General features: G+C 71.0%; 18 protein-coding genes and 1 tRNA gene. All 19 read right to left on the bottom strand.

The window, feature by feature from the left end; translation table 11 throughout:
• Positions 1 to 127 precede the first annotated feature (127 nt).
• Positions 128 to 1027 (bottom strand): ectoine hydroxylase, encoded by a 900-nt coding sequence (thpD, locus tag JOD54_RS08865; protein ID WP_204450060.1) that lies wholly within the window; start codon positions 1025 to 1027, stop codon positions 128 to 130.
• On the bottom strand, positions 1027 to 1422 hold the full coding sequence (locus JOD54_RS08860; RefSeq protein WP_204450059.1) for an ectoine synthase: 396 nt from the start codon (positions 1420 to 1422) through the stop codon (positions 1027 to 1029). Before JOD54_RS08860 ends, thpD begins: the two co-directional genes overlap by 1 nt.
• Positions 1419 to 2681 (bottom strand): diaminobutyrate--2-oxoglutarate transaminase, encoded by a 1263-nt coding sequence (ectB, locus tag JOD54_RS08855; protein WP_204450058.1) that lies wholly within the window; start codon positions 2679 to 2681, stop codon positions 1419 to 1421. Before ectB ends, JOD54_RS08860 begins: the two co-directional genes overlap by 4 nt.
• A 28-nt stretch (positions 2682 to 2709) precedes the next feature.
• Complete coding sequence (gene ectA, locus JOD54_RS08850; protein ID WP_204450057.1) at positions 2710 to 3222, bottom strand: diaminobutyrate acetyltransferase; 513 nt, start codon at positions 3220 to 3222, stop codon at positions 2710 to 2712.
• Positions 3223 to 3362: 140 nt separating this feature from the next.
• A complete protein-coding gene (mgrA, locus tag JOD54_RS08845; protein WP_204450056.1) occupies positions 3363 to 4406 on the bottom strand; it encodes an L-glyceraldehyde 3-phosphate reductase in 1044 nt (347 codons plus the stop codon).
• A gap of 40 nt (positions 4407 to 4446) precedes the next feature.
• Positions 4447 to 5049 (bottom strand): hypothetical protein, encoded by a 603-nt coding sequence (locus tag JOD54_RS08840; RefSeq protein ID WP_204450055.1) that lies wholly within the window; start codon positions 5047 to 5049, stop codon positions 4447 to 4449.
• Between the two features lie 368 nt (positions 5050 to 5417).
• Positions 5418 to 6200 (bottom strand): PIG-L family deacetylase, encoded by a 783-nt coding sequence (locus JOD54_RS08835; RefSeq protein WP_204450054.1) that lies wholly within the window; start codon positions 6198 to 6200, stop codon positions 5418 to 5420.
• Positions 6201 to 6237: 37 nt separating this feature from the next.
• On the bottom strand, positions 6238 to 7575 hold the full coding sequence (locus JOD54_RS08830; RefSeq protein ID WP_204450053.1) for a lysine N(6)-hydroxylase/L-ornithine N(5)-oxygenase family protein: 1338 nt from the start codon (positions 7573 to 7575) through the stop codon (positions 6238 to 6240).
• 48 nt (positions 7576 to 7623) lie between these two features.
• Positions 7624 to 8436 (bottom strand): hypothetical protein, encoded by an 813-nt coding sequence (locus JOD54_RS08825; protein ID WP_204450052.1) that lies wholly within the window; start codon positions 8434 to 8436, stop codon positions 7624 to 7626.
• Between the two features lie 25 nt (positions 8437 to 8461).
• A complete protein-coding gene (locus JOD54_RS08820) occupies positions 8462 to 9409 on the bottom strand; it encodes a methionyl-tRNA formyltransferase (protein ID WP_204450051.1) in 948 nt (315 codons plus the stop codon).
• 27 nt (positions 9410 to 9436) lie between these two features.
• Complete coding sequence (locus JOD54_RS08815) at positions 9437 to 9985, bottom strand: hypothetical protein (protein WP_204450050.1); 549 nt, start codon at positions 9983 to 9985, stop codon at positions 9437 to 9439.
• A 138-nt stretch (positions 9986 to 10123) separates the two neighbouring features.
• Positions 10124 to 12403, bottom strand: a complete 2280-nt coding sequence (locus tag JOD54_RS08810; RefSeq protein ID WP_204450049.1) for a transglutaminase-like domain-containing protein — start codon at positions 12401 to 12403, stop codon at positions 10124 to 10126.
• Positions 12400 to 13584: a DUF58 domain-containing protein gene (locus JOD54_RS08805; RefSeq protein ID WP_204450048.1), complete on the bottom strand. Its 1185-nt coding sequence runs from the start codon at positions 13582 to 13584 to the stop codon at positions 12400 to 12402. Before JOD54_RS08805 ends, JOD54_RS08810 begins: the two co-directional genes overlap by 4 nt.
• Before the next feature lie 3 nt (positions 13585 to 13587).
• Positions 13588 to 14553: an AAA family ATPase gene (locus JOD54_RS08800; protein ID WP_204450047.1), complete on the bottom strand. Its 966-nt coding sequence runs from the start codon at positions 14551 to 14553 to the stop codon at positions 13588 to 13590.
• A gap of 37 nt (positions 14554 to 14590) precedes the next feature.
• On the bottom strand, positions 14591 to 20788 hold the full coding sequence (locus tag JOD54_RS08795; RefSeq protein ID WP_307859901.1) for an Ig-like domain-containing protein: 6198 nt from the start codon (positions 20786 to 20788) through the stop codon (positions 14591 to 14593).
• A 262-nt stretch (positions 20789 to 21050) separates the two neighbouring features.
• Positions 21051 to 21740, bottom strand: coding sequence for a PP2C family protein-serine/threonine phosphatase (locus JOD54_RS08790; protein ID WP_307859900.1), 690 nt, complete (start codon positions 21738 to 21740; stop codon positions 21051 to 21053).
• A 135-nt stretch (positions 21741 to 21875) separates the two neighbouring features.
• On the bottom strand, positions 21876 to 22406 hold the full coding sequence (locus JOD54_RS08785) for a hypothetical protein (protein ID WP_204450045.1): 531 nt from the start codon (positions 22404 to 22406) through the stop codon (positions 21876 to 21878).
• Complete coding sequence (locus tag JOD54_RS08780) at positions 22403 to 23818, bottom strand: tetratricopeptide repeat protein (RefSeq protein WP_204450044.1); 1416 nt, start codon at positions 23816 to 23818, stop codon at positions 22403 to 22405. Before JOD54_RS08780 ends, JOD54_RS08785 begins: the two co-directional genes overlap by 4 nt.
• 87 nt (positions 23819 to 23905) lie before the next feature.
• Positions 23906 to 23981 (bottom strand) — tRNA-Thr (locus JOD54_RS08775).
• Between the last annotated feature and the right edge of the window lie 30 nt (positions 23982 to 24011).

Below are 24011 nucleotides of genomic sequence, written 5' to 3'. Positions count from 1 at the left end.
ACTCCGCCTGGGTTGGTCGACAGCACGTCGGGTTCACCCCGAGTGGGAACCACGACCAGCTCTTGATCAACGAGGGGCGGAGCGCCCGCTGATGGTAACAGATGGATTACGCATGATCACGTACGGGTCACCTGCTTAGCGGCGCGAAGGTTCGCGCGGCGATGAAACCGGGCCGGGGCGCGGCCGCCGCGTACGGCCGCACCAGGGCGTTGTCCACCGAGTTGAAGCACAGGAAGATGTTCGACCTGGGGAACGGGGTGATGTTGTTCCCCGAGCCGTGCATGAGGTTCGAGTCGAACATCAGCGCGGAGCCTGCGGGGCCGGTGAACTGGTCGATGCCGTGCTCGGCGGCGAGCCTGGTGATCGCCGACCGGCTCGGCACGCCGATCTCCTGCTCGGTCAGCGAGGCCTTGTAGTGCTCGGCCGGGGTCTCGCCGACGCACGGGACGAAGGTGCGGTGCGAACCGGGCATCACCATGAGGCCGCCGTTGAACGGGTAGTTGTCGGTGAGCGCGATGGACATGCTCACCGCGCGCGGCACCGGCATGCCGTCCTCGGCGTGCCAGGTCTCGAAGTCGGAGTGCCAGTAGAAACCCTTGCCCTCGAAGCCGGGCATGTAGTTGACCCGGCTCTGGTGCACGTACACCTCGGACCCCAGGATCTGCCGCGCCCGGCCGAGCACCCGCGGGTCGCGGACGAGCTCGGCGATCAGCCCGCTGATCCGGTGCACCTCGAAGATCGACCGGACCTCGTCGGTGGCCCGCTCGACGATGGTGCGCTCGTCGGCGCGCACGGCGTCATCGCCTGCCAAGCGGTCGAGTTCGGCGCGGAAGGCGGCCACCTCACCGGGACCGAGCAGGGCGTCGTGGCGGGAGTAGCCGTGGGTGTCGTGCGCGGCCAGGGTCGCCGGGTCGAGCGGGCCGCTGACCCCGCCCCAGACGGTCGGTTCGACGCGGCCGAAGGGGGCCAGGGGTTCGCGGGTCCGGGTGGGGTAGCGGTCGTGGACGCGGGTGTCGGTCAGGGTCATCACGCCTCCTCCTCGGTGATCAGCGGGTAGACGCCGTTCTCGTCGTGCACCTCCCGGCCGGTGACCGGGGGGTTGAACACGCAGACGGTGCGCATCTCGGTGCGGGGCCGCAGTTGGTGGCGCTCGTTGCCGTCGAGCAGGTAGAGCGAGCCAGGGCCGAGCGCGTGGGTCTGGCCGGTTTCCTTGTCCAGCAACTCCCCCTCGCCCTCGACGACGAAGACGGCCTCGACGTGGTTGGCGTACCAGAAGTCGTTGACCGCACCCGGGTACAGCGTGGTCTCGTGCACCGAGAAACCGACCCGGTCGCCAGCCAGGACGATCCGCTTGCTGCGCCAGTTCTCGGTCTTGACGTCGCGGTCGGTGTCGGTGATCTCTGCGGTGCTGCGGACGATCATGCGGTCCCCTTCCCCACGGTCGCGGCGACGGAGTCGACGAGGACCCGCAGGCCCGCGTCGAGCTCGTCGTCGGTGATGGTCAGCGGCGGCATGACCTTGGCGACCTCGCCGTCGGGGCCGGAGGTCTCCATGAGCAGGCCGCGCTCGAAAGCGGCACGGCAGACCGCGGCCGCGGTCGCGCCGTCGGTGAAGCGCAGGCCGCGGGCCAGGCCACGGCCCTTGACCTTGAGCTCGGCGGCCGGGTGCGCCTCGGCGATACCGTGCATGACCCGCTCCACCTGCTCGCCCTTGGCCAGCGTGCCCTTCTCCAGGGTGTCGTCGGTCCAGTAGGTGCGCAAGGCCTCGGTGGCGGCGACGAAGGCCGGGTTGATGCCGCGGAAGGTGCCGTTGTGCTCGCCGGGCTCCCAGATGTCGAGGTCGGGGCGCATCAGGGTGAGCGCCATCGGGAAGCCGAACGCGCCGATCGACTTGGACAGGCAGACGATGTCCGGCTTGATGCCAGCCAACTCGAAGCTGAAGAACGGGCCGGTACGGCCGCAGCCCATCTGCACGTCGTCCACGATCAGCAGCATGCCGTGCCGCTGGCACAGGTCGGCCAAACCGCGCAGCCACTGCACGCGGGCGGCGTTGATCCCGCCCTCGCCCTGCACGGTCTCCACGATCACCGCGGCGGGCTCGTTGAGGCCGCTGCCGCTGTCGGCGAGCAACCGCTCGAACCACAGGAAGTCCGGCACCTGCCCGTCGAGGTAGTTGTCGAAGGGCATCGGGGTGGCGTGCACCAGCGGGATGCCCGCGCCGCCGCGCTTCATCGAGTTGCCGGTGACCGACAGCGCGCCGAGCGTCATGCCGTGGAAGGCGTTGGTGAAGTTGACCACCGACTCGCGGCCAGTAACCTTGCGGGCCAGCTTCAGCGCGGCCTCGACGGCGTTGGCACCGGCCGGGCCGGGGAACATGACCTTGTAGTCCAGCTCGCGCGGCGCGAGCACGATGTCGCGGAAGGACTCCAGGAAGTCCCGTTTGGCGGCGGTGTTCATGTCCAGGGCGTGGGTGACGCCGTCGCGCATGATGTAGTCGACGACGGCCCGCTTGAGGACCGGGTTGTTGTGGCCGTAGTTCAGCGCTCCCGCGCCCGCGAAGAAGTCCAAATAGGACTTCCCCGACTCGTCGTAGAGGTGGCTGCCCACCGCGCGGTCGAACACGACCGGCCAACCCCGGCTGTAGCTGCGGACCTCGGACTCGAGGGTCTCGAACACACTCATCGCGAAATCTCCCTCCCCAGGGGGAAAGTCAGACCAGAGCAGGCACTGGCGCGAACGGACCGATGCGGTAGAGGTCCTCGGCGGCGTGCTCGTCCGGGAAGTGGTCGGCGGCGAACAGGTCGGCGCGGCGGACCGGCGCGCCCCTGCGCCTGCCCAGCGCGCTGAACAGCGCGATGGAGGCGGTGTTGTCGGCGGTGATGGTGGTTTCCAGGTGCCGCACGCCGCGCGGGGCGAGCCGGTCGAGCAGGTGGTCGAGCAGCCTGCCAGCCAAGCCCTTGCCGCGCTGGCCGCCGTCGACGGCGATCTGCCACACCACAACGGTGTCCGGCGCGGCGGGCCGGACGAACCCGATCACGAAGCCGACCGGGCGGCCCTCGACGAGGGCGACCGCGGAGGTGTCGGCGAAGTCGCGGCACCAGAGCAGGTATGCGTAGGAGGAGTTCAGGTCGAGCGAACGCGAATCGCGGGCGATCCGCCACAGCTCGGAGCCGTCCTCTGTGGACGGCTCGGTGATCACGGCGTCGTGCGTTTCCCCGGACATACCCAGGGAACGTAACAGCGAAGATTCGACAGCTGTGGACGAGCCGAACCCGCACCCCCGCGACTACCTGGGGTTTCGGAGGATCACCGGTGAGGAGGGCAACAGCGCGGTTGCCCCCCGCACCGGCGGCGTGTTAGGGCTCAGCCCGCTGCGCTGGAACTGGCCCACAGGTTGATGCCGGACTCCACCGCGTACCGGTCGATCTCGGCCAGTTCGTCGTCGGTGAACGGCGGCGCGTCCACTGCGGCGAGGTTGGCCTCCAACTGCGCGACCGAACTGGCGCCGATGAGCGCGGAGGTCACCCGGGAATCCCGCAACACCCACGCGATCGCGAGCTGCGCTAGCGACTGGCCCCGCTGGCGGGCGACCTCGTTGAGCCCGCGCACCCTGGCCAGGTTCTCCTCGGAGATCAGCGACGGCGACAACGACGAGTCCCGGCTGGCCCGCGAGCCCTCGGGGATGCCGTCGAGGTACCGGTCGGTGAGCAACCCCTGGCCCAGCGGGGAGAACGCGATGCACCCCGCGCCGAGCTCGTCGAGGGTGTCGAGCAGCTCGGCCTCGATCCAGCGGTTGAGCAGCGAGTACGACGGCTGGTGGATCAGCAGCGGGATGTTGGCGCCGCGCAGGATCTCCGCCGCGCGCTTGGTCGCGATCGGCGAGTACGACGACACACCGGCGTAGAGCGCCTTGCCCGACTCGACCGCGGTGACCAGCGCGCCGACGGTCTCCTCCAGCGGGGTGTCCGGGTCGAAGCGGTGCGAGTAGAAGATGTCCACGTAGTCGAGGCCGAGCCTGGTCAACGACTGGTCCAAAGAGGACAGCACGTACTTGCGCGACCCCCACTCCCCGTACGGGCCCGGCCACATGTCGTAGCCCGCCTTGGTGGAGATGACCATCTCGTCGCGGTAGGCCTTGAAGTCGCCCGCCAGCACGCGGCCGAAGTTGGCCTCCGCGCTGCCGTAGGGCGGGCCGTAGTTGTTGGCCAGGTCGAAGTGGGTCACCCCGAGGTCGAAGGCGCGGTGCAGGATGGCGCGACCGGTCTCGAACGGACGGTCGTCACCGAAGTTGTGCCACAGGCCCAGCGAGACCGGTGGCAGCTTCAGACCGCTGCGCCCGGACCTGCGGTAGGCGGTGCTGTCGTAGCGGCTCTCGTCGGCGCGGTAGGGCGCGGCTGGGAACGGCATGGGACTCCTCGGGTCGCGGTTGCTGCCCGGTGATTCTCGCTCAGATCAGGGTGGCTGCGTCCAGGTCCGCACGGCGGGCGTAGAGGACCTCCTCGTTGAGCTCCAGCCCGTTGACCACCCGCAGCGCCGCCACCACGGCGTCCCCGACCAGGCCATCGGCGACCTCCGGGTAGTCCAACAGCAGCGCGGTCTCGCCGTGGCCGAGCGCGGTGGCGGTCGCGTCGAGGAAGCTGAAGACGTCGGCCTTGCGCTCGGGCAGCGTCAGCGCGAGCCGGGCACGGCGGACCGGGGTCAGCCCGGCCACCCCGGACACCAGCGCGTGCAGCAGGTCCTTCGCCTCGGCCAGGAGTTCATCGCCGAAGGGGGTGCGCGCGGCCAACCCGATCATGAGCCCGGCGGGCGGCGGGGCACCGAGCAGGCAGGCACTGGTGTCCCAGGCCCCGAACCGGGCGGTGTGCTCGACCAGCAGCCGCTCATCGAGCTCCACCGGCCGCGGCCGATACCCGTCGAGCGGCCCGAGGGTGACCAGCAACTGGTCCACCAACCACTCCCGGGGCTGGGTCAGCAGCCGCGCGCGCAGAGCCGCCACAGACCCCGGCTTGCCAGCCGCGACCCGGCGAACCATGTCGTCAAAGGCGGACATGGCCCCAGAAGGTAGGCCGCCTGACAGCCCCTGACCAGCCTCTTCACCCGATGGTGGCGGCACTCGGCCCCCGAGGCCACCCCGCCGCACCCCCAACCACGAAGCCGCCGAACCTGCACCCGAGCAAGGCGGCCACAGTCCAGCAACACCGCAGCCAGACCACGGCCGACCGATGGCGGCACTCAACCCCCGGGCGACCCGCCACACCGCCAGCGCTATCGCTGCCAAGTCGCAGTCGAAGCGCGCGGTCATTGAACTCGCCCGCGTCCGAGTTCGGCGTTGCGGGCAGGCGAGCTCTGGCGGTATCGGGCTGCCGAGGCGGCGCCAGAAGCAGGCCGTCCAGCCAGTCGTGTTCAGTCTCGCGGCGGCTAGAGACCGGCCATGATGTCGGTTTCGGTGATGCCCGGTCCGGCGCCTTCGCGGATGAACCACTCGACGCCGAAGGCTTGGGCGAAGGCTGGGTCCGGCATGGAGAGGAAGAAGCTCTCCTCGGAGATCTGGCTGGCGTGCGCCCGCATGGCGGCCCGCTTGGCGACCACATAGGCGCTGACGTCCACGCGGGCGGTCAGCTCCTCCAGGGGCTTGCCGATCTCCCACTCCTCCGGGGGACCGAAGGAGTCGTCGCCGTCGGCTGCAGCTTCGCTCATGTGCTTGCGGACGTCGTCGCGGTTGGCTGTTGCCTGGTAGACGCGGGGGGTGCCTGCCAGTTCGGCGGCTCGCTTGCCCACGCGGTGGACCTGGATGTGGTCGGGGTGGCCGTAGCCGCCGTTGTCGTCGTAGATGGTCAGGACGTCGGCCGACTCGTCGACGAGGATCTTGGCCAGGCGGGCGGCGGCCTCTTCGACGGAGGCGGTCCAGAAGGTGCCTGGGGTGTCGTTGGTCGGCTCGCCCATCATCCCGGAGTCGGTGTAGCCGAGGAACTCCACACGCGACACACCGAGGATCTCGGCCGCGGCGTGCGTCTCGGCGACCCGGCGCGTGGTCAGGTCCTCGCCGGGGGCCAGGAAACCGTCCTCGACCTCGCCGAGTTCACCCCTGGTCGCCACCACCAGGACCACCCGGTGGCCCTCGTCGGCGGCTTTGCGCATGACGCCGCCGCAGTTGATGCACTCGTCGTCGGGGTGGGCGTGGAAGGTCACCAATGTTGCCATGGCACCAAAGTACTGAACCCGGCCGACAACCCGGCAGCTAGCCGATGGCGACCCGCTGGACGTCGGCCACGACCTCGGTGGCCTGCTCGACCGGGCCGCGCAGGATCGAGTCGAGGATCTCGCCGACCCGCACGGCCGTGGTCGACAGCAGTGTCGCGGTGAGACCGTGGCTGTGCTCGGACCCCTGCAGGTACACGCCCGCGGTGACCCCCGCGCCGGTGCGGACCCGGTAGTCGCGGCCGACGACCGGGTTGCCCGCCGCGTCGCGCTCGCACACCGACGCCGCCCGGCCGAGCAGGTCGAACAGGTCCGGCGCCTGGAACCCGGTGGCGTAGACCACCGCGTCGCACTCGAGGACCTCGGTCTCGCCGGTGGGCAGGAACTCGACCGTCACGTACACGGCCTCGTCGGTCTCGCGGGTGTAGGTGACCCGGGAGGCGTTGCGGATGTCCAACCGCTTGCGGCCGGTCACCTTCTCCCGGTACTCGCGGCGGTAGAGCTCCTCGATGAGGTCCATGTCGACCACCGAGTAGTTCGTGTTCCGGTGGTAGTCCAGCAGCATCCGCTTGACCTCGGGGGAGGCGCCGTGGAAGTGGTCGACCGCCTGCGGGTCGAAGATCCGGTTGGCGAACGGGCTGTCGTCGGCCGGGGCGTAGCCGTAGCGGGCGAACACCGCGCACACCTGGGTCCTGGGCAGGGCGCTGTGCAGCTCGGCGACGGTCTCCGCGCCGCTCTGCCCCGACCCGACCACCAGCACCCGGTGCGGGTCGGTCCCGGCCAGCCGCTCGACCCGGTGCATCAGCTCGATGTTGTGCCAGACCCGCTCCGAGGGCACCGCGTCGGCGGGCAGCTTCGGCTTGAGCCCGGTCGCGATCACCACGTTGCGGGCCCGGACCACGCTGATCCGGCCCTGCGCGTCCTTGGCGGCGACGTCGAAGTGCGCGACCCCGCCGTCGACCTCGACCGGGCGGACCGAGACGACCTCGGCGCCGTAGCGGACCTGGTCGGCGACCCTGGCCGCTGCCCACTCGAAGTAGTCGTGGAACTCGGTGCGCAGCGGGAACATCGTCTTGTGGTTGATGAACTCGGCCAGCCTGCCCCGGTCGCGCAGGTAGCACAGGAAGCTGAAGTCGCTGGCCGGGTCGCGCATGGTGACCAGGTCCTTGAGGAAGGACACCTGCATGGTCGCGTCGTCGATCAGCATGCCGCGGTGCCAGCCGAACCCGGCCTGCCGCTCCAGGAACAGGGCGTCGACCGCCTGCTCGGGGTGCCGCCGGTTGTGCTCGTGGACCGCGATGGCCAGGGCGAGGTTGGACGGGCCGAAGCCGATCCCCACCACGTCGCGCACCTCGTGCGGCAGAGCGTCGCTGGTCACGGCGGTCCCTTCGTCGGCAGGAAATCGACAAGCGGAGGTAAGGCTAACCTAATAACCGGCGACCGGGGAGTGTTCTGGATCTCCCAGCAGCTCCGCCCGCAGCTCCCGCACCAACCCGGGCAGGTCGCCGACCAGCCGCGGGTTGGCCGTGATGGCCAGCCGGGTCCGCGCCGCGCCCGCCCTGGTGAGCTCGAACTGGACCATGGGCGTCCAGTCCGGGTGCAGCGCGTCGGACCGGGTGCAGCGCAACGAGGTCCCCGCGCCGCGCACGGCGAACGCGGTGCCGCCGACCACCCGCCGCCCGGTCGCGAGATACGGGTACCGGCAGGTGACCGCGTCGATCGCCCGGCGCACGGAGTCCGGGCTGATGGCACCGGGCAGGTCCACCGCGACGCTGGCCGACTCGTCGAGCACCGTCGGGAGTGGACTGACGACGCTCGCCTGCGCCGCCAGGGCGACCAACGCGTCCGACCAGGCGTGGGAGAGCTCGACGACCGCGCGCTCGGTCCGCGTCCGGGCGCACCAGGACCACGTGGTGGTGATGCGCCCGGCGACGACATCGGCGGCCACGTCGATCGACCCGGCCACCTCCGGCGGGGAGTCGACCCAGTTCAGGGCGATGACCGAGCGGTCGGTCGGCGCGGTCAGCCTGCGGATGGTGCGCGCGAGCCCACCACTGGCGACGACGGTCGCGGTGTCGCCGACGGCCACGACGAGCGCCGCGCGCAGAACGTCGGCGATGTCGGTGGCGTAGTAGGCGGTGACGCCGTCGAGCAGGGCCGCGCTCAGGTCCTCCGACAGGACCCGGCGCACCTGCGGCCTGGCGACGAGGGCGGGTCTGGCGGATTCCAGGGTGTCCATGGTGGACGGACCTTTCCTCGTGGGATCAGGGGCGCGAGGTGAGGTATCCGCCCATGTGCTTGAAGTACTCGTGCGCGGCGAGCTCGGTGCCGTCCGCGGTGCGCACCCGGGTGACCAGCAGCGCGCGGTTGCGGCCGCGGCGCGCCTCGGGGCCGGAGACGATCGCCACGCCGTCGCCCTCGCGGTAGAAGATTCGGCCGTTGGTGCCGCCGTAGTTGGCCGCCGACACCTCGGCGGCGACGATCTCCAGCCGCTTGCCCCGGTGGAAGCAGAAGGCGCTCGGGTAGGGCGCGGACTGGGCGCGCACCAGGCGGTCGAGCTCCTCGGCCGACCAGGTCCAGTCGATGCGCAGGTCCTCCTCGGCGCGCTTGTGGAAGAAGCTGGCCTTGGAGCGGTCCTGCTGGGTGAAGTCGGTGCGGCCGGACTCGATCTCGGTGAGGCCGTCGACGGTGATCGGGCCGAACAGCGCCAGGGTCTTGGCGAACAGGTCGGCCGAGGTGTCGCGCGGACCGACCGGTACCGCGCGCTGCAGCACGATCGGCCCGGCGTCGAGGGTGTCGTCCATCATGTGCGCGGTCACGCCGACCTCGGGCTCGTCGTTGATCAGCGCCCAGATCAGCGGGGAGAAGCCCGCGTAGGTCGGCAGCAGCGAGTCGTGCACGTTGAGGGTGCCCCGCTCGGGCAGGGTGAAGATGCGCGGCGGGATCCAGGTGCGCCAGTTGGTGGCCACGATCACCTCCGGCGCGAGCTCGGTGAGCCGGTCGAACAGCTCGTCGTCGTCCGGTCGCTCGCGCACGATGACCTCGACGCCGTTGGCCTCGGCCAACTCCGCCACCGAGTCGCTCCAGACCTTCTCGTAGACGCCCTCGCCAGGCGGGTGGGTCACGACGGCGACCACCTCGTGGCTGGAGGCGAGCAGCGCCTCGAGGGTGCGGTGCCCCCAGGTCTGGAAACCGAACATCACGACCCGCATGCGGGGACCTCCAACTCGGAACTTTGCTTAGCCTATCCTTATCACGTCGGCCAGCCCGGTTCGAGAGTCCAGGGTGAAGATCGCACCAGCGCCCTCGCCGACGAGGCTGGGGAAACTGCGGAACCCGGTCGCCACGCGGTGACCGTCCGACACCTCGCGCGTGGTGGCGCCCAGTCGGAAGGCCGCGATCGGCCCAGCGCCCACAACGGAAAGTGATGGTGTGACGTCGGCCATCTCGGCGGGCACCACCAGGTGGAGCAGGGGGTGGTCACCGCCGACCAGGTCCGGCCGACCGGCGAGCGCGTAACCCAGTTCCGGCTCCGCCCAGCCGAACGCGCGCCAGTCCTGACCCACCCCGGCCGCACCGTGCAGCAGGTCGACGACCTGCCGCAGCGGGTCGACCCAGGGTTCGACGTCGGCCGCGTCGGCCGTCCAGACGTGCACGGCGTCGCGATCGACGACGACCTGGGCCGCGATCCCGGTGGCGAACCAGCGGTGGGTCGAGGTGTCCAGGTAGAAGAAGTCACCCGGCGCGGCGGCGATCAACTCCGCCGGGGTGCTCGAGCGGGTACGCACATGATCCCCCGATAGGTAAGGCTTACCTAAGTGTAAGGCCACCGAGGGGGACGGGGTTTATTGCGGGTGGGGACGGTCCTGTCAAGCCGCCATCCGAAGTCGATCTATGCACAGGCCCATCCCCACCCTGGGGAAAACTCAGCTCCGGCGCAACCGCACCGTGCTCAGGCTCAGCGCCGCCTTCAGCCTGCGGAACCGGCCCACCCCGGCACCGAGCTGCTTGCGCACCTCGTCGACCGAGGCCCAGAACCGGGTGGCCGCCGCGTCGTTCGGGTCGATCGGGCCGAACACCGTCGCGTCGGCCGCGCGGGCCAGCCGCAGCACGGTCTCGTCGCCGAGGGTGGTGGCCTGCTCGGGGCGGGTGAGCCCGGCGGGGACCGCGGTGCCCAGGTCGCGGGCGCGGTCCATCACCTCCTGCCACCCCGAGGCGACCCTGGCGGCCGGTTCGCCCTGCAGCCTGCGCCGCCGCCTGCGCAGCGCCTTGCCACCGATGATCACCGTGCAGACCAGCGCGACCAGACCGATCGGCGGACCGGCCCAGGTGATGATGGTGAGCAGGTAGCCGGGGATCTCCCAGCCCTCGTCGCCCTTCGCCGAGGCGGAGCGGCCCACGTTGGGGTCGACCCGGCTGGCGTCGGTGAGCGAGCTGGGCGGGTGCACCGTGTTGGGCGGCGGGACGATCGACGCCTCGGTGTTCTCGAACTGCTGCGGCGGGATCTTGTCCGGCTTCTTCGACCGGTCGGGCATGAACTCGCTGCTCATGACCTGCGCCCAGCGGCCGTCGGTCAGGTGGATCTCCACCCAGGCCTGGATGTGCTCGCCGCGCACGACCCCGCCGGGACCGGGCTTGGCGCCGAGGACGACCCGGGCTGGCATACCGAGCTGGTTGGCGACCAGCGCGAAGACCGCCGCGTACTGCTCGTCGTCGCCGACCGGGCGCTGGGCGTTGAGGAAGCTGCTGAGCCTGCCGACGCTGTGCCCGGGCAGGTACTCGGTCTCCCCCGGGCCGCCGTCGCTGTAGGCGCCGTTGTCGCGCAGGTAGGCCGCGACCGCCTTGAGCTTGCCGCCCAGGTCGGAGGTCTTGGCCGTCCAGGTCCCGGTCTTGGCCGCGACGAACTGGTACGACGCCTGCTCGACCGTCGGCCTGCTGAACGGCTGCGGGTCGTCGGGCACCTCGACGGTGTCCACCACGGTGTCCACTGTGTACTTGTCGCCCGCGCGCAGCCGGTCGGCGACGATGCCCGAGGTGGTGGCCAGGTTGTAGCGGAAGCTGTCGGAGTGCCCGCGCGCGCTGGGACCGGCGAACCGGATCGCGGTGGGGGCGCCCGGGGTGGGCAGCCAGGCGTTCACGTCGTCCGCCGAGGCGTACGCGGCGCCGATCTCCACCTCGACGGTGGCCCGCTGCCCCTGCGCGGTGGGCGGGATGCGGGTGCCGACCCGCTGGAAGCCGTACTTCGGTTGCCCGGGAACGGCTTCCGCGCTGCCGCCGCCCGCGCCCCACACCGTGCCGGTGTAGTCGTCGAGGGTGGCGATGCGCACCAGGCCGCCCTCGGGCAGGCCGGTGACGGTGAACAGCGTCTGGTCGTGGAGCTGGTTGGCGTTCTTGGTGTACTTGCGGAAACCGACCAGCGGGCTGGCGTAGGCGTTGAGGTCGAACGGCGGGGTGATGTAGTCCCGAAGCACCGTCCGGTGACCGCCCGCACCGGGCAGGACCGGTCCGGCCAGCACCGCGAGACCCGCCAGCGCGCCGACCAGCGCGGCGGCCGACATGACCCGGGTGGCCCGCCGCGCGCCGTCGCGCAACTGGCGGCGCCTGCGCCTGGCCCGCACCGAGATCCAGCCGAGGCTCACCGCGGCGAAAGCACCGCCGAGCACGGTCGGCAGGGTGGGCGACGAGGTGCCGAGCAGGACGACCACGATCATCACCAGCGCGGGCGCCGCGACCGGAGCCGCGCTCACCCGGACCCGCCTGGCCAGGGTGAACCCACCCGCGCCGCAAACCAGGCCCAGGATGTACGGGATGACCAACAGCGGCCCGCTGTCGACCGGCGGCAACGTGGTGAGCAGCTGCTTCCAACTGTCCACACTGGACTGTGCGAGGCCGCCGAGCACGTCGGGCCCTGGCAGCAGGCCCGCGACGGCACGGTCCCGCATGACCACCGCGCCGCCGAAGAGGAAGAACACCGCCACGGTCAGCGCGACCACGGTGACCAGCGGCTGCTTGAGCGCGTTGGCGATGTGGCCGACCAGCAGGCCCAGACCCAAGCCCGCGAGCCCGGTCCACAGGAACGGCCAGCCGGTGTAGCTGGTGGTGAACCCGACCAGCGCGGTGGTGAACAGCACCGCCAGGTAGGCGGCGTCGGCGAGGTCGGCGCGGGTCGGCACCAGCGAACGCCGGGGAGCGGTCGGACTCGTCATGCCAGCGGCCCTCCAGCGAGCACGGCGCGCAGGTCGTCCAGGTCGCGCACGGCGGCCACGGTGAGTCCCACGTTCTCGGTGATCCCGGCGTTGCCGGTGGCCGCGACGGTGATCGCGGCGCGGCGGATGTCGGAGGGGAACTGCCCGCAGGCGCGCAGCAGTTCCGGGAAGGTGCGCGCGCCGCCTGCGACCACCACGACCACGGTCGCGTCCGGGGCGAGCTGGGCGGCGCGGGTGGTCAGGTCGTCGAGGCCCATGGTGACCGGCTTGACCCTGGCCAAGCCGTCCAGCGCGGTCTGCGCGACGGCGTCGTGCACGACCTGGCCGCCCGCGAACAGGGTCAGGTCGATCTCGTCCTCCACCGCGCGCAGCGCCAGCGAACCCGCCACCGAGATGGCGTTCTCGAAGTCGTCGTCGCTGGCGTAGGCGGCGCGGTCGCCGTCGACGGCGATCACCAGCCGCGCCCGGCGGGTGTCGAGGTACTGCCGGACCAGGAACTTGCCGTCGGACCCGGCCGAGGCGAGCTTGGCCGAGGAGCGCCAGTGGATGTGCCTGCGGTCGTCACCGGGGGCGAACTCGCGCAGCGTGTGGAACGCCAGATCGCTGGTGGACAGGTCGGTGGTGGTGTAGCCCTCCAGGTCGCGCAGCATGCCCGCGCCGAGCGGGCCGAGCGCGACGGTCACCGGGTGCACGAACAGCTCGCGGGTGCCACCCCACTCCACCGTGCGGCGCAGGACGCCGAGCGGGTCGCCGCGCACGGTCACCGCGGGGCCGACCGTGACGACACCGCGCTGCTCGGTCGGGATCGGGAAGAACTCGCTGTGCACCTGCCCGGACACCAAGCCGGGCACCTCCACCACGTGCACCTCGTCGTCGACCGAGAGCTCCAGCTCCATCGCCAGCAACCGGGCACCGGCGCGCTGGCCGGCGACCTCGACCACGCAGGTGGCGGGCCTGCCCCTGACCACCCGCTCCCTGTCGAGGGTGAACCGCACGGCGAGCAGGTTGCGCCCGATCGCCCAGCTCAAGCAGGCCAGGAAGACCAGCAACCCGGCCACCCCGGCCACCACGAGCTCGGTCCAACCGAGCACACCGCCCGCGATCAAGGACAGGACCGAGCAGGCGGCCACGACCCAGCCCATCGGCGTTACCGCGCGGAGCGCCTCCGCCAACCCGCCCACGGCCTAGCCCCTGGCGACGGGCGGGGCGACGTCGGCGAGCAGCTTCTCGATCACGTCGGTCACGGAGACCCCGTCGAACTGGGCCTGGGCGTTGAGCAGGATGCGGTGCCCGAGCACCGGCAGCGCCAGCTCCTTGACGTCCTCCGGGGTGACGAAGTTGCGGCCCTTGGTCATCGCCCACGTCTTGGCGCAGCGCACGTAGGCGAGGCAGCCGCGGACGGAGACACCCAGGCGCACGTGCTCGTGCTCGCGCGAAGCCTCGGCGATGCGGGTGACGTAGGACAGCACGGCGGCGTCGACGTGCACCCGGTCGGCGGTCGCGGCGAGCTGGGAGACCACCTGCGAGGAGATCACCGGCTGCACCGACACCGACCGGTCGCGCACCGAGGCCGCCGACAGCAGCGCCACGGTCGCGGTGTGGTCGGGGTAGCCGATGCTGGTCTTCATCAGGAACCGGTCCAGCTGCGCCTCGGGCAGCCGGTAGGTGCCCGCCTGCTCGATCGGGTTCTGCGTGGCGATCACCATGAACGGCTTGCCGACCTCGTGGCCGACGCCGTCGACGGTGACCCGGCCCTCCTCCATGACCTCCAGCAGCGCCGACTGGGTCTTCGGCGACGCGCGGTTGATCTCGTCGGCGAGCACGATCGAGTGGAACACCGGGCCGCGGTGGAACTCGAACTCCTGCTTGCGCTGGTCGTAGATGGTCACGCCGGTGACGTCGGAGGGCAGCAGGTCCGGGGTGAACTGGATGCGCGAGTTGGTGCCCTGCACCGACCGCGACAGCGCCTTGGCCAGCATCGTCTTGCCGGTCCCCGGGTAGTCCTCCAGCAGGAGGTGGCCCTCGGAGAGCAGGCAGGTGAGCGCGAGGCGCACCGTGTGCTCCTTGCCGACGATCGCCACGCTCACGTTGGCGACCAACCGGTCGAAGGTCTGCGCGAACAGCTGCGCCTGCTCCGGTGTGGCTGTCATTGCCCGTTCCCGTCCTGTGTGTGCTGCCTGAGCGTGGTCACCACGTGATCGCTCCGGTGGTGTTCGGTGACCCGGACGACCGGCAGGTGACGGTCACCTTGGTCCCCGGTGAGCCGTAGAAGTTGCGCGTCTGGCGCTCCTCGCCCGGCGTGAAGGTCTCGTTGACGAACGTGTAGCCCGCGGTCTGCGCGGTGAACGAGCAGGTGACCGTGTTGCCGCGGAAGTTCTCCACCTTCACCTTGATGAACGCGCAGCTCGCGTCGGTGCACGCGTCGGGTTTGGCGCTGTTGCACGGGTTCGCGGTGCCGCAGGCGGCGCCCTTGGTCACGGTGACCACCGGCGCGGGCGGCTCCGGCCCGGTCGTCTGGGTGGCCTCCTCGGTCAGCGTCGGCCTGCCCTGGCTGGTGACGGTGACCGTGATCTTGACGGTGGTGGCGTAGCCGACGTCGAGGGTGTCCTCGTGGGTCCACACGCCGACCTGGGTGGTGAAGTTCTCGGTGCCGCCGCCCTTGTCGGCCTGGATGCGGACCTGCGCCGGCTTGCCGTTGGGGTTGACGGTGACCTTGTAGTTGACCTTGTCCTCGACCGCGGTCGTGGAGATCACCAGGTCCTTCATCGGGCCGAACGCGGTCACCTGCTCGGTGGCGGGCGCGTTGCACGCGTCGTTGCCGCCGCTGCCGTTGCAGGTGCGCAGCGTGATGGCGACCTGCTGGCCGTTGGGCAGCCCGTTGATCGTGTACTCGAGGTTGTCCTTGCCCTCGACCGGGTAGTCCCAGGTGCCGCAACTGGTGCCGCCGCCCCAGGTGCAGGTCACCGTGTTGGACCGGCCGTGCGAGGCTGGCGCGTCGAAGCTGATCTTCGCCTGGCCGTCGACCCCGGTGGCCTCCGCCTTGTACGAGTTGCCGAACGCGTCCGGCTTCGCGCTGGCCTCCATCTCCGCCCCCGGGCTCGGCGGCGAGGTGTGGCCGTCACCGGGGCTGGAGTTGGTCGCGGTGAGGAAGTACGTGTAGACGGTGCCGTCGTTGACGATGCCGTCGTCGGCGCAGCTGAGGTTGCGGACGTTCTCGCAGACCACCTTGTCGCCACCGCCGCCGGTGCGGGTGACCGCGTAGGTGACCGGACCGGGGCCGTTGGCGCTGACCGGGGCCCACGACACCCGCACCGCGCTGCGCTTCGAATCGGTGGACTGGACCACCGTGAGGTTCGGCGCGGGCGGGCGGTTGGGCGTGCCAGCCGACTGCGCCGTCGTGGTCGCCGCCGGGCCGGGGCCGTGCGCGTTCACCGCGATCACGGTGAACGTGTATACCGTGTCGTTGTCCAAATTGGACGGTGTGGCGGTGGTGGCGCCACCCGGCACCGTCATCCGGCCGCCACCGGTCCAGCTGATCTCGTGCCGCTGGACCTCGCTGCCCTCGTTGCGGGCCGGGGTCCAGGTGAGCGTCACGCCACCGTCGCGCGGCTGGGCCGCGGTCAGACCGCCGACCGCGCCGGGCACCTCGTCCGGTGTGGACGATGAAGACGACGGGCTCGGCTTGCTCCAGCCGACCAGGTTGCGGGCCCGGACGGTGAACGAGTACGCGCGGCCGTTGGCGAGCCCGGAGATCGAACACGGCGACGCGGCGCAGTTCTGCGAACCGCCGTCCCAGGCGACCTCGTAGCCCTCGATCGGCGCGCCGTTGTTGGCCGGGGTGCCCCACGACAGCTCCACGACCTTGCTCAGCGTGGTGCGGCCGGGGATCGGGATGCTCGGCGCGTCCGGCACACCCAGCACGCGCAGGGTGATCCGGCCGGGGACCTTGCGGTCGTTGCGGCTGGTGTCGGCCACATCGGACACGGTGACCTCGAAGGACATCGTGCCGTGCGTGTCGGCGCCGGGGGTGATCCGCACCGAGGCACCGGTGGAGCTGGAGTTCGCGGACATGCCGTCGATCTGGCGCACCGAGACCACCGAGATCACCGGGTCGCGCAGCCGGGAGCGGACGTACTGGGCGAGGTTGACCTCGGCGGTCTCGCCAGCCTTGATGCCGTCGATGGCCACCGGCGAGACCGACGGCGCGGGCGCGGCGATGACCCGGACCGCGAACGGCGTCGGCGGCGCGGGCGAACCCTCGACCGACACCTCCAGCACACCGTTGTCGCCCGGCCTGGCCGCACCGGAGGCGGTCAACCGGATCGTGCGCGAACCGGACCCCTCCACGTCGACGCCGTTGGCGTCGGTCTTCCACTTGGCCGTGTACTTCAGGTCCACCGCGGCACCCGGCTTGGCCGTCCACACGTGGCAGACCGACGTGATGTCCATGCCGATGGTGGTGCCGCCCGCGATGAGGGTGATCGTGCCGCTCGGGCAGCGCAGGATCGGCACGTCCGGGCCGATCTGCACCGGCACCGTGATGTAGGCGGTCTGCCCCTCGGCGAGGCTGGCGCCGTTGGTGACCTCGAAGGTGATCGCCGCCGGGCCGTTGTAGCCGGGCACCGCGGTCAGCACCAAGGACTGCTCGCCCTCGTTGCGCACCTGCAGGCCGATCGCGGGCGAGGCGAAGATCCGGTCGGCGATGGTCAGCTTCACCGGCTTGTTGGCCGGGTCGACGACGAAGTCGGTGATGGACACGGTCTTGGCGCCGTCGATCGGCACCTCGATGCTCTGCCCCGGCTTGCCGTACGGGGCGCCGCCGCCGCTGGCGGGCACGTGGATGAACCCGAGCGCGGTGGCGCCGCCGCCGTCCTTGAGCTCGTAGGCCACGGTGCGCGGCTGGTCGAGCACCGGCATGGTGATCTTGCCGCCGGACTCGCTCGCCTTCTCGTCGAAGACCTTGGTGATGCTCAGGTCCCCCGCGGTGCCGTCGATGTCGCCCGCGGCGGCGAGCACGTCCACCTCGACGGTGCCAGCGCCAGGGCGGGGCTCGGCGTAGGTGTCGCCCGCGATGGGCGGCATGTTGTAGTCCTTCTGGCTGCGCACCGTCAGCGTCGCGATCGACGGCTCGCCGAAGCCGCCGATGACGCTGTAGACGATGATCAGCGGCTTGCCGCTCAGGTCGGGCGCGGTCAGCTCGATCAGGCCGGTCTCGGCGTTGAGCGTGACGTCGGCTGGCAGGTTCGGGTTGCGCTCCTTGAGCGGCTCCACCTGGGTGGTGTCACCGGGGGCGCGCAGGTCGTTGCCCATCACGTCGATGGCCAGCCGCACACCGGGTGCCGCGGTGACCACGTCGTCGACGGCGATGGCGGGCTGCGGGTCGCCCGGCGGCACGATGGCCACCCGGATGTCGGACTCGCTCGTCTTGCCGAACGGGTCGGTCACCAGGTACTTGAAGGTGTCGGTGCCCGCGCTCGACGGGTACGCCTGGTAGGTGATCGAGGTGGCGCCCATCGCGATGATCCGACCGAGGCCCGCCGCGGAGCCGATGCCGGTGACCGACACGGAGTCGCCGTCGGGGTCCAGCCCGCTGGTCGGGATGACGATCTTGATGGTGTCGCCAGCGATGGCCCGCGCCTCGACCGGCTGCGGGGCCGGTGGCTGGTTGGGCACCTGCGGCGTCGGCGCCGGGTTGATCGTCACGTGCGCCTGGCCGACGGCCTGGTCACCATTGGGGTTCACCGCGACGTAGGAGACCAGCACCTTCACCGGGGCGTCCACAGTGGCCGGTGGGACGTAGCGGACCACGTTGCCGGTCACGTACGCGCGGCCGACCTGGGTCTGCGGGTCGGTGATGCCGGTGACCGAGAGCTGACCGCGCGCGGGCGCGCCCTCGACGTTGGCCTGCAACGAGATCGGTGAACCACCGGGGGTGGTGTCGTTGTCCAGCACCGGGATCGCGACGGAATCGCCCGCGCGGACCACGGCGTAGTCGTCCTTGGGCACCGGGGTGTCGTCCGCGGGCGGGCCGAGCTGGGTGACGGTGACCTCACCGGTGACCGCGCCGGTGAGCCCGTTGGTCACGGTGTAGCGCACGACCTGCGGGTTCGGGCTCAGCGTCGGGGTGAGCGAGGTGATCCGCAGCCAGCGGCCCTTGACGATGGCGACCTTGATCTGGTCCTCGATCACCGGTTCGGCGGTCTGCACGACCAGCAGCGACCCGGACGGGTCGACGTCGTTGGCCAGCACGTCGACCAGCGTCGGCAGCTGCGCGCGGACCACGGCGCTGTCGGGGACCGCGACCGGCGGCAGCGGGGTCTGCGGGGCCGGGGTGGCGTCCACCCGGATGCTGCCGGTGGCGAACGGCGCGTTGCCGAAAGCGGCCGAGTACTCCAGGAACACGGTGCCCGGCCTGGCGACGGTGACGGTCACCAGCCCGGTCTTGATGTCGGTGACCACCGCGGCACCGGGCGGGGCGGCGAGGTCGCCAGCCAGCCGCAGCCGGGCGGTGGGGTCGGTCGGGTCGGAACCGGGGCGGTCGTTCTCCAGCGGGCGCACGGTGATCGGTTGCCCGACCTGCCCGCGCACGACGTCCGGCTGGGCGATCGCGGCCACGGCGGTCGTCGCGGCCGGGTCCTGCACGGTGACGTTCTCGGAGCCGACCACCGCCTCGCCGCGACCGTCGGTCAGCTGGTACTCGACCTTCTGCGGCCCGGCCTTGCGCGGGGCGGTGAAGTCGGCGAAACCGGCCGGGGTGGTCGTCACCGACCCCTCGGCGACCTTCGCACCGGCCAGCACGATCGGGTCACCGTCGAAGTCGCGCCAGTCGGCGACCGCCGGGATCGACACCAGGCCGCCGGAGGGCACGCTCCAGTCGGTGGCCTTGAACCCCGGGCGCAGCTCCGGCGGCTTGTTCTCGTCGGCGGTGCGGCCGTCGACGTTGACCGAGGCCGTCGCCGTCAAGCCCTGGCCGTCGTCGATGGTGTACTTGAACCGGGTGTCCACAGCGGACTCCGGCAGGGTGATCTGCACGGTCTGCCCGTCCGGCGCGACCGCCAGCCGCACGGCCGGGTTGTCCGGGGCGGTGACCGCCGAGATGGACAGGATGTTGCCGGCCGGGTCGGAGTCGTTGTCCAGCACGTGCAGCACCGTGGTGCGGCCGGGCCGGGCGCCGAGGTTGTCGTCGACGGCCTTCGGCGGCTTGTCCTTGACCGCGTCGGTGTTCTTGTCGTTCTTGGTCTTGTCGCTCGGGTTCTGCACCGGCGGCGGCTTCACCGCCGACCAGTTGTCCACCTTCTTCTGCGTGCTCAGGTCCCACACCGCGCCGGTGGCGATGTCGTTGAGCACGATCGAACCGCGGTTGACCCGGAACACCGGCTTGGCCAGCACCGACTCGTCGCGCAGGTTGCCGGGGGTGGCCTTGCCGCCGTCGCAGGAGCGCACGTAGCCGGACGGGGTGCCCGCCCACGCGGCGTGCACGCAGCCTGCGAGCCGCACCGGGGCAGCGGGGGCGCCCTTGCCCGCGTCGGAGAGCAGCGTGGTGCGGCCGTCGGCGATGGAGACCGCGACGAGGGACTTCTCGGTGGCGACGACGACGACGTCGGAGCCGGGGCCGGGCTGCTGCAACCGGGTGGACTCGTCGGCGTCGATGGTGACGTCCTTGCCGTCCGGCAGCACCAGCGTGCCCGTGTCGGTGTCGAGGACGAGGAGGTCACCGCCGACCGAGGTGGCCTGGACGCTGGAGAGGGCGTGCGGGAGGGTGCCGTAGTCGGCTTCCTCGAAGGTGTTCTGGTTGACCCGGATCGTGGCGACCTTGCCGGTCTTGGAGACCACGCGGACCGTGCCGTCCGGGGCCACGGCGAGCGCGGCGCCGGGGTCGACGGTGGCGATCGGGGCGTTGGCCGGGTCGAGGGTGCCGAGGTTGGTCATGCCGTCGTGGGTGTCGACCCTGGTCGCCCACACGCGGCCGGTCCGCGGCTCCAGGGCGGCGAGGGTACCGCCCGCCATGGCCAGTTCCGTGTCCCCGGCGATGGATAAGCCCTGCTCGGGTAAGGCGACCGCGCGGGCGACGTCCACCGGGAAGAGGCGACCGGTCGCCGCGTCCCTGGCCGCGACCGCGGAGCCGTCCTGGAAGACGTCGAGCTGGTAGGTCTGCTGCGTGCCGCCCGGCGGGTAGAAGGCCGCGTCCAGGGCGCCAGCGGGCTTGTTGAGCCTGCCGAACAAGCCGTCGCGGTCGCTGGTCACCCAGATGCCGCCGTCGTCGAGGTCGACCTGGCGCACCGGGTAACCGGTGGATGACAACGCGTACGTGACCAGTGCCGTCGCCCCGACCGCGAGCACGACCGACGACGCGATGGCGGTGCGGTGTCGCCTGAGAAAACCCACGTGTCCCCTGCCAGAGTCCCCGAGCCGTCACCCGGCCATATCGTGTCGCGCGGCGACTATGTTGCAGGTTTGTCCGTTCACCTTCCACACCCGGGTGGCGAAAACCCCGCCGATGCGCTAGCGCGGACCGACCGTACCGCGTCGGGGGCAGGGGCGACTTCCCCGGAGGGCAGCGGGAACACCCGCGCGGTCCACCGGCGGCGCTGGTCGTTCACTGTGTCCGAGACCACAGTGTGAACGGCGGTCTGGACCACGGCTGTGGTCAGGCCGCGCCACCGACGTGGTCGACCACCACGGCGGTCACGTTGTCCCGACCACCGGCGGCCACCGCGTCGCGCACCAGCGAGGCGGCGGCGTCCCTCGGGTCGCCCTCCGCCCCGAGCACCGCGGCGATGGCCGCGTCGTCCAGCTCCCCGGTGAGCCCGTCGGAGCAGACCAGGAACCGGTCCCCCTCCGTCGGCGGGAACACCAGCAGGTCCGGCTCCGGCGCCATCGGCGACCCGAGCGCCCTGGTCACCACGTTGCGCCTGGGGTCGGTCGCGGCCTCGGCCGGGCTCAACTCACCCGCCGCGACCAGCTCCGTCACCTCGGAGTGGTCCACGGTCAGCTGCACCAGCTCACGCTCCGCGTACCGGTACACCCGCGAATCCCCCACGTTGAACACCACCCAGTGCGGCGACCCGGCGAAGTCGACCAGGCACAACCCGGTGACCGTGGTCCCCATCCCCCACTGCTCCGGATTGCGCGCCGCCGCCGCCAAGATGTCCCCGTTGAGCCGCACGATGTGCCTGCGCACGTCATCCGGCCGCACGGTGCCCTCGGTCCCCAACTGCGCCAACCCGGCCACAGCCAGCCCGCTGGCCACATCCCCAGCCGCGTGCCCACCCATCCCGTCGGCCACCGCGAACACCGAAGCGGTCACCACGTAGTTGTCCTCATTGGCCGCCCGCACCAAACCCACGTCCGTAGCGGCCCCAGCCCGAATAGTCGGTTCCCCGGTCACCGGGCACCCCCCACTGCATCCGACACAGTCAACGCCGACATCGTCCCAGCCCAAGCCGCCGTTGCACACCCGGTTCGCCCCCGACTACAACCCCAGCGCCGACTTCAACACCACCACAGCCAACGGCGCACCGATCGCGGTAGCGCACTTCAGAGCCCACTCACCGGCCTTGGCGAGCCTGCTCACCACCTCGGCCCCATCACCGGCTGTCGCCGACCGCTCCGCCTGCGCGACCTCGGCCACCGCGATGTCGTGGTCGACCGTGGTGCTCTCCTTGCGCATCGCCTCGCGCAGCGAGCCCAGCTCAGCAGCCAACGCGGTGAGGTCGACCTTCTGCTCGGCACCGTCCCCGAAGCTCACGCCGAAGGCCATCGCGCCCTTGCCCACCGCGCCCGCCTTGTCGACGTTGTAGGTGTCGCCCATCATCGGTCCTTCCCCGTTGTCCTGGATGAACGCGCCAATGGCCGAACCCGGCTCGAACTTGGCGACGATCTGGGTGATGTGCGTACGCTCCGGCTCCGGCAACCGCACGGCCGCGGAACTGCGGATCTTCAACTCCACCGCCTCCACGACCTTGAGCAGAACACTCATCTCGCTCGGCTCCGGCGCGCTCATGACCGCTCGACCACCCGCTCGACGGCGTCGAACCGCGCACGCACCTCGGGATCGTCCGGCAGGTGCGCGCGCACCTGCGCCAGCACGTCGCGCGCCGTGGCCACATCGGACTGCCCCGCAGCCACCCGGGCGAGCTCGAGACCAGCCAAGACCACGGAGGTGTTGTCCGGGCTGAACTGGTCGCGCAGCCGCTGCCACAGCTCGTCGGCGAACCCACGTGCCTCGTCGTAGCGACCCATGGACTTCAACGTGGTGATCAGACTGGCCATCGCAGCGAGCGTGTCCAGGTCGTCGTCACCCAGAGTTCGCCTGAGCTTCTCAAGCAAGTCGGTCTGCAGCGATGCGGCTTCGCCGAACCGCTCCAACTGCCACAGCGCGGTTCCCAGGTTCGCCTGCGCAGTCGCGGTGACCTGATCAAGAGGACCCAACACCCGGGACGAGTCGCGGTAGCTGACCTCCAGCAGTGCCAGCGCGTCGGTCAACTCACCCGCTTCGGCCAGCGAGCCCGCCAGGTTCATCGCCGCCTTGATGGTGTCCGGGTGATCCGGACCGAACTTCGCACGGCGCCGGTCCAGCACCTCCTGCTCGATCGAGCGCGCCCTCGTGTACTCCCCGGTCTGCCACAGCGACGCCGCGAAGTTGCCCGCCGCCCGCAGGGTGTCCGAGTGGTCCTCGCCCAGGGTGCGCCTGCGGACCTGCCAGACGCGCCGGAACAACTCGGCCGCCTCGCCGTAGACACCCGCTCTGCTGAGGTGGTTGGCCAGGTTCGCTGTGGCCGCTGTCGTCTTGGGGTGCTCGGCGCTGAAGACCCGCTCGTACCCGGCGACCACCCGGCGCTGCTCCTCGATCGCGTCCGCCCAGCGGCCCAGCGCGGCGTAGGTGGACGCCAGGTTGTCCCGAGCCGCGATGGTGTTCTGGTGGTCGGGCCCCAGTACCCGCTCCCGCCCCTCGAGGACCTCCTCCTCAAGAGCGCGGGAACTCTCGTACTCGCCGAGCTGCCACAGGGCCACAGCCAGGTTGCCAGCGGTGCGCAGGGTCTCCTCGTGGTGCCGACCGAGCAGCACCCTGCGGGCTTCCAGCAGGTCGCGCTGCGCCTCGACGGCCTCACCGGCGCGTCCGCTCTGGCTCAGCAGGTCACCTAACGCCTCAAGGGCGGTCAGAGCCACCCGATCTCGCTCGCCGCGCTCGTCCCGCAGCACCCGGTGCGCCGTCGCCATGACCTCGACCGCAGCCTCGGTGGCGCCGTACTCGAACAACCCCCTGGCGAGATCGGCCGCATCCCGAGCGATCCGCCCCGGTAGGTCGAGGCCGCCCGCGATGTACACATCGTGGGCCTGAATGACCGTCGCGGCCACGCTGCCGGAAATCGAGTTGTGCACCAACTCGCTGGCATCGGAACGGTCCGTAGGCACTTGACTCTCCCCGGTGTCGACCTTCCCCAGGAAGATCGCCGAGAGGTGACCGCCGTTACGACGTGGCCGTACGCGGCACGAGCGGGGTGGAGCCGGCAGCGGGACTTGAACCCGCAACCTTTCGCTTACAAGGCGAGTGCTCTGCCAATTGAGCTATGCCGGCGTGGCGCCACGACGGGTGGTGCCGGGTCAA

The organism is Actinokineospora baliensis, from assembly GCF_016907695.1.
Lineage (GTDB): Bacteria > Actinomycetota > Actinomycetes > Mycobacteriales > Pseudonocardiaceae > Actinokineospora > Actinokineospora baliensis.
Note: the sequence above shows the minus strand (reverse complement) of the source record. Positions and strands in the feature narration are given on the sequence as shown.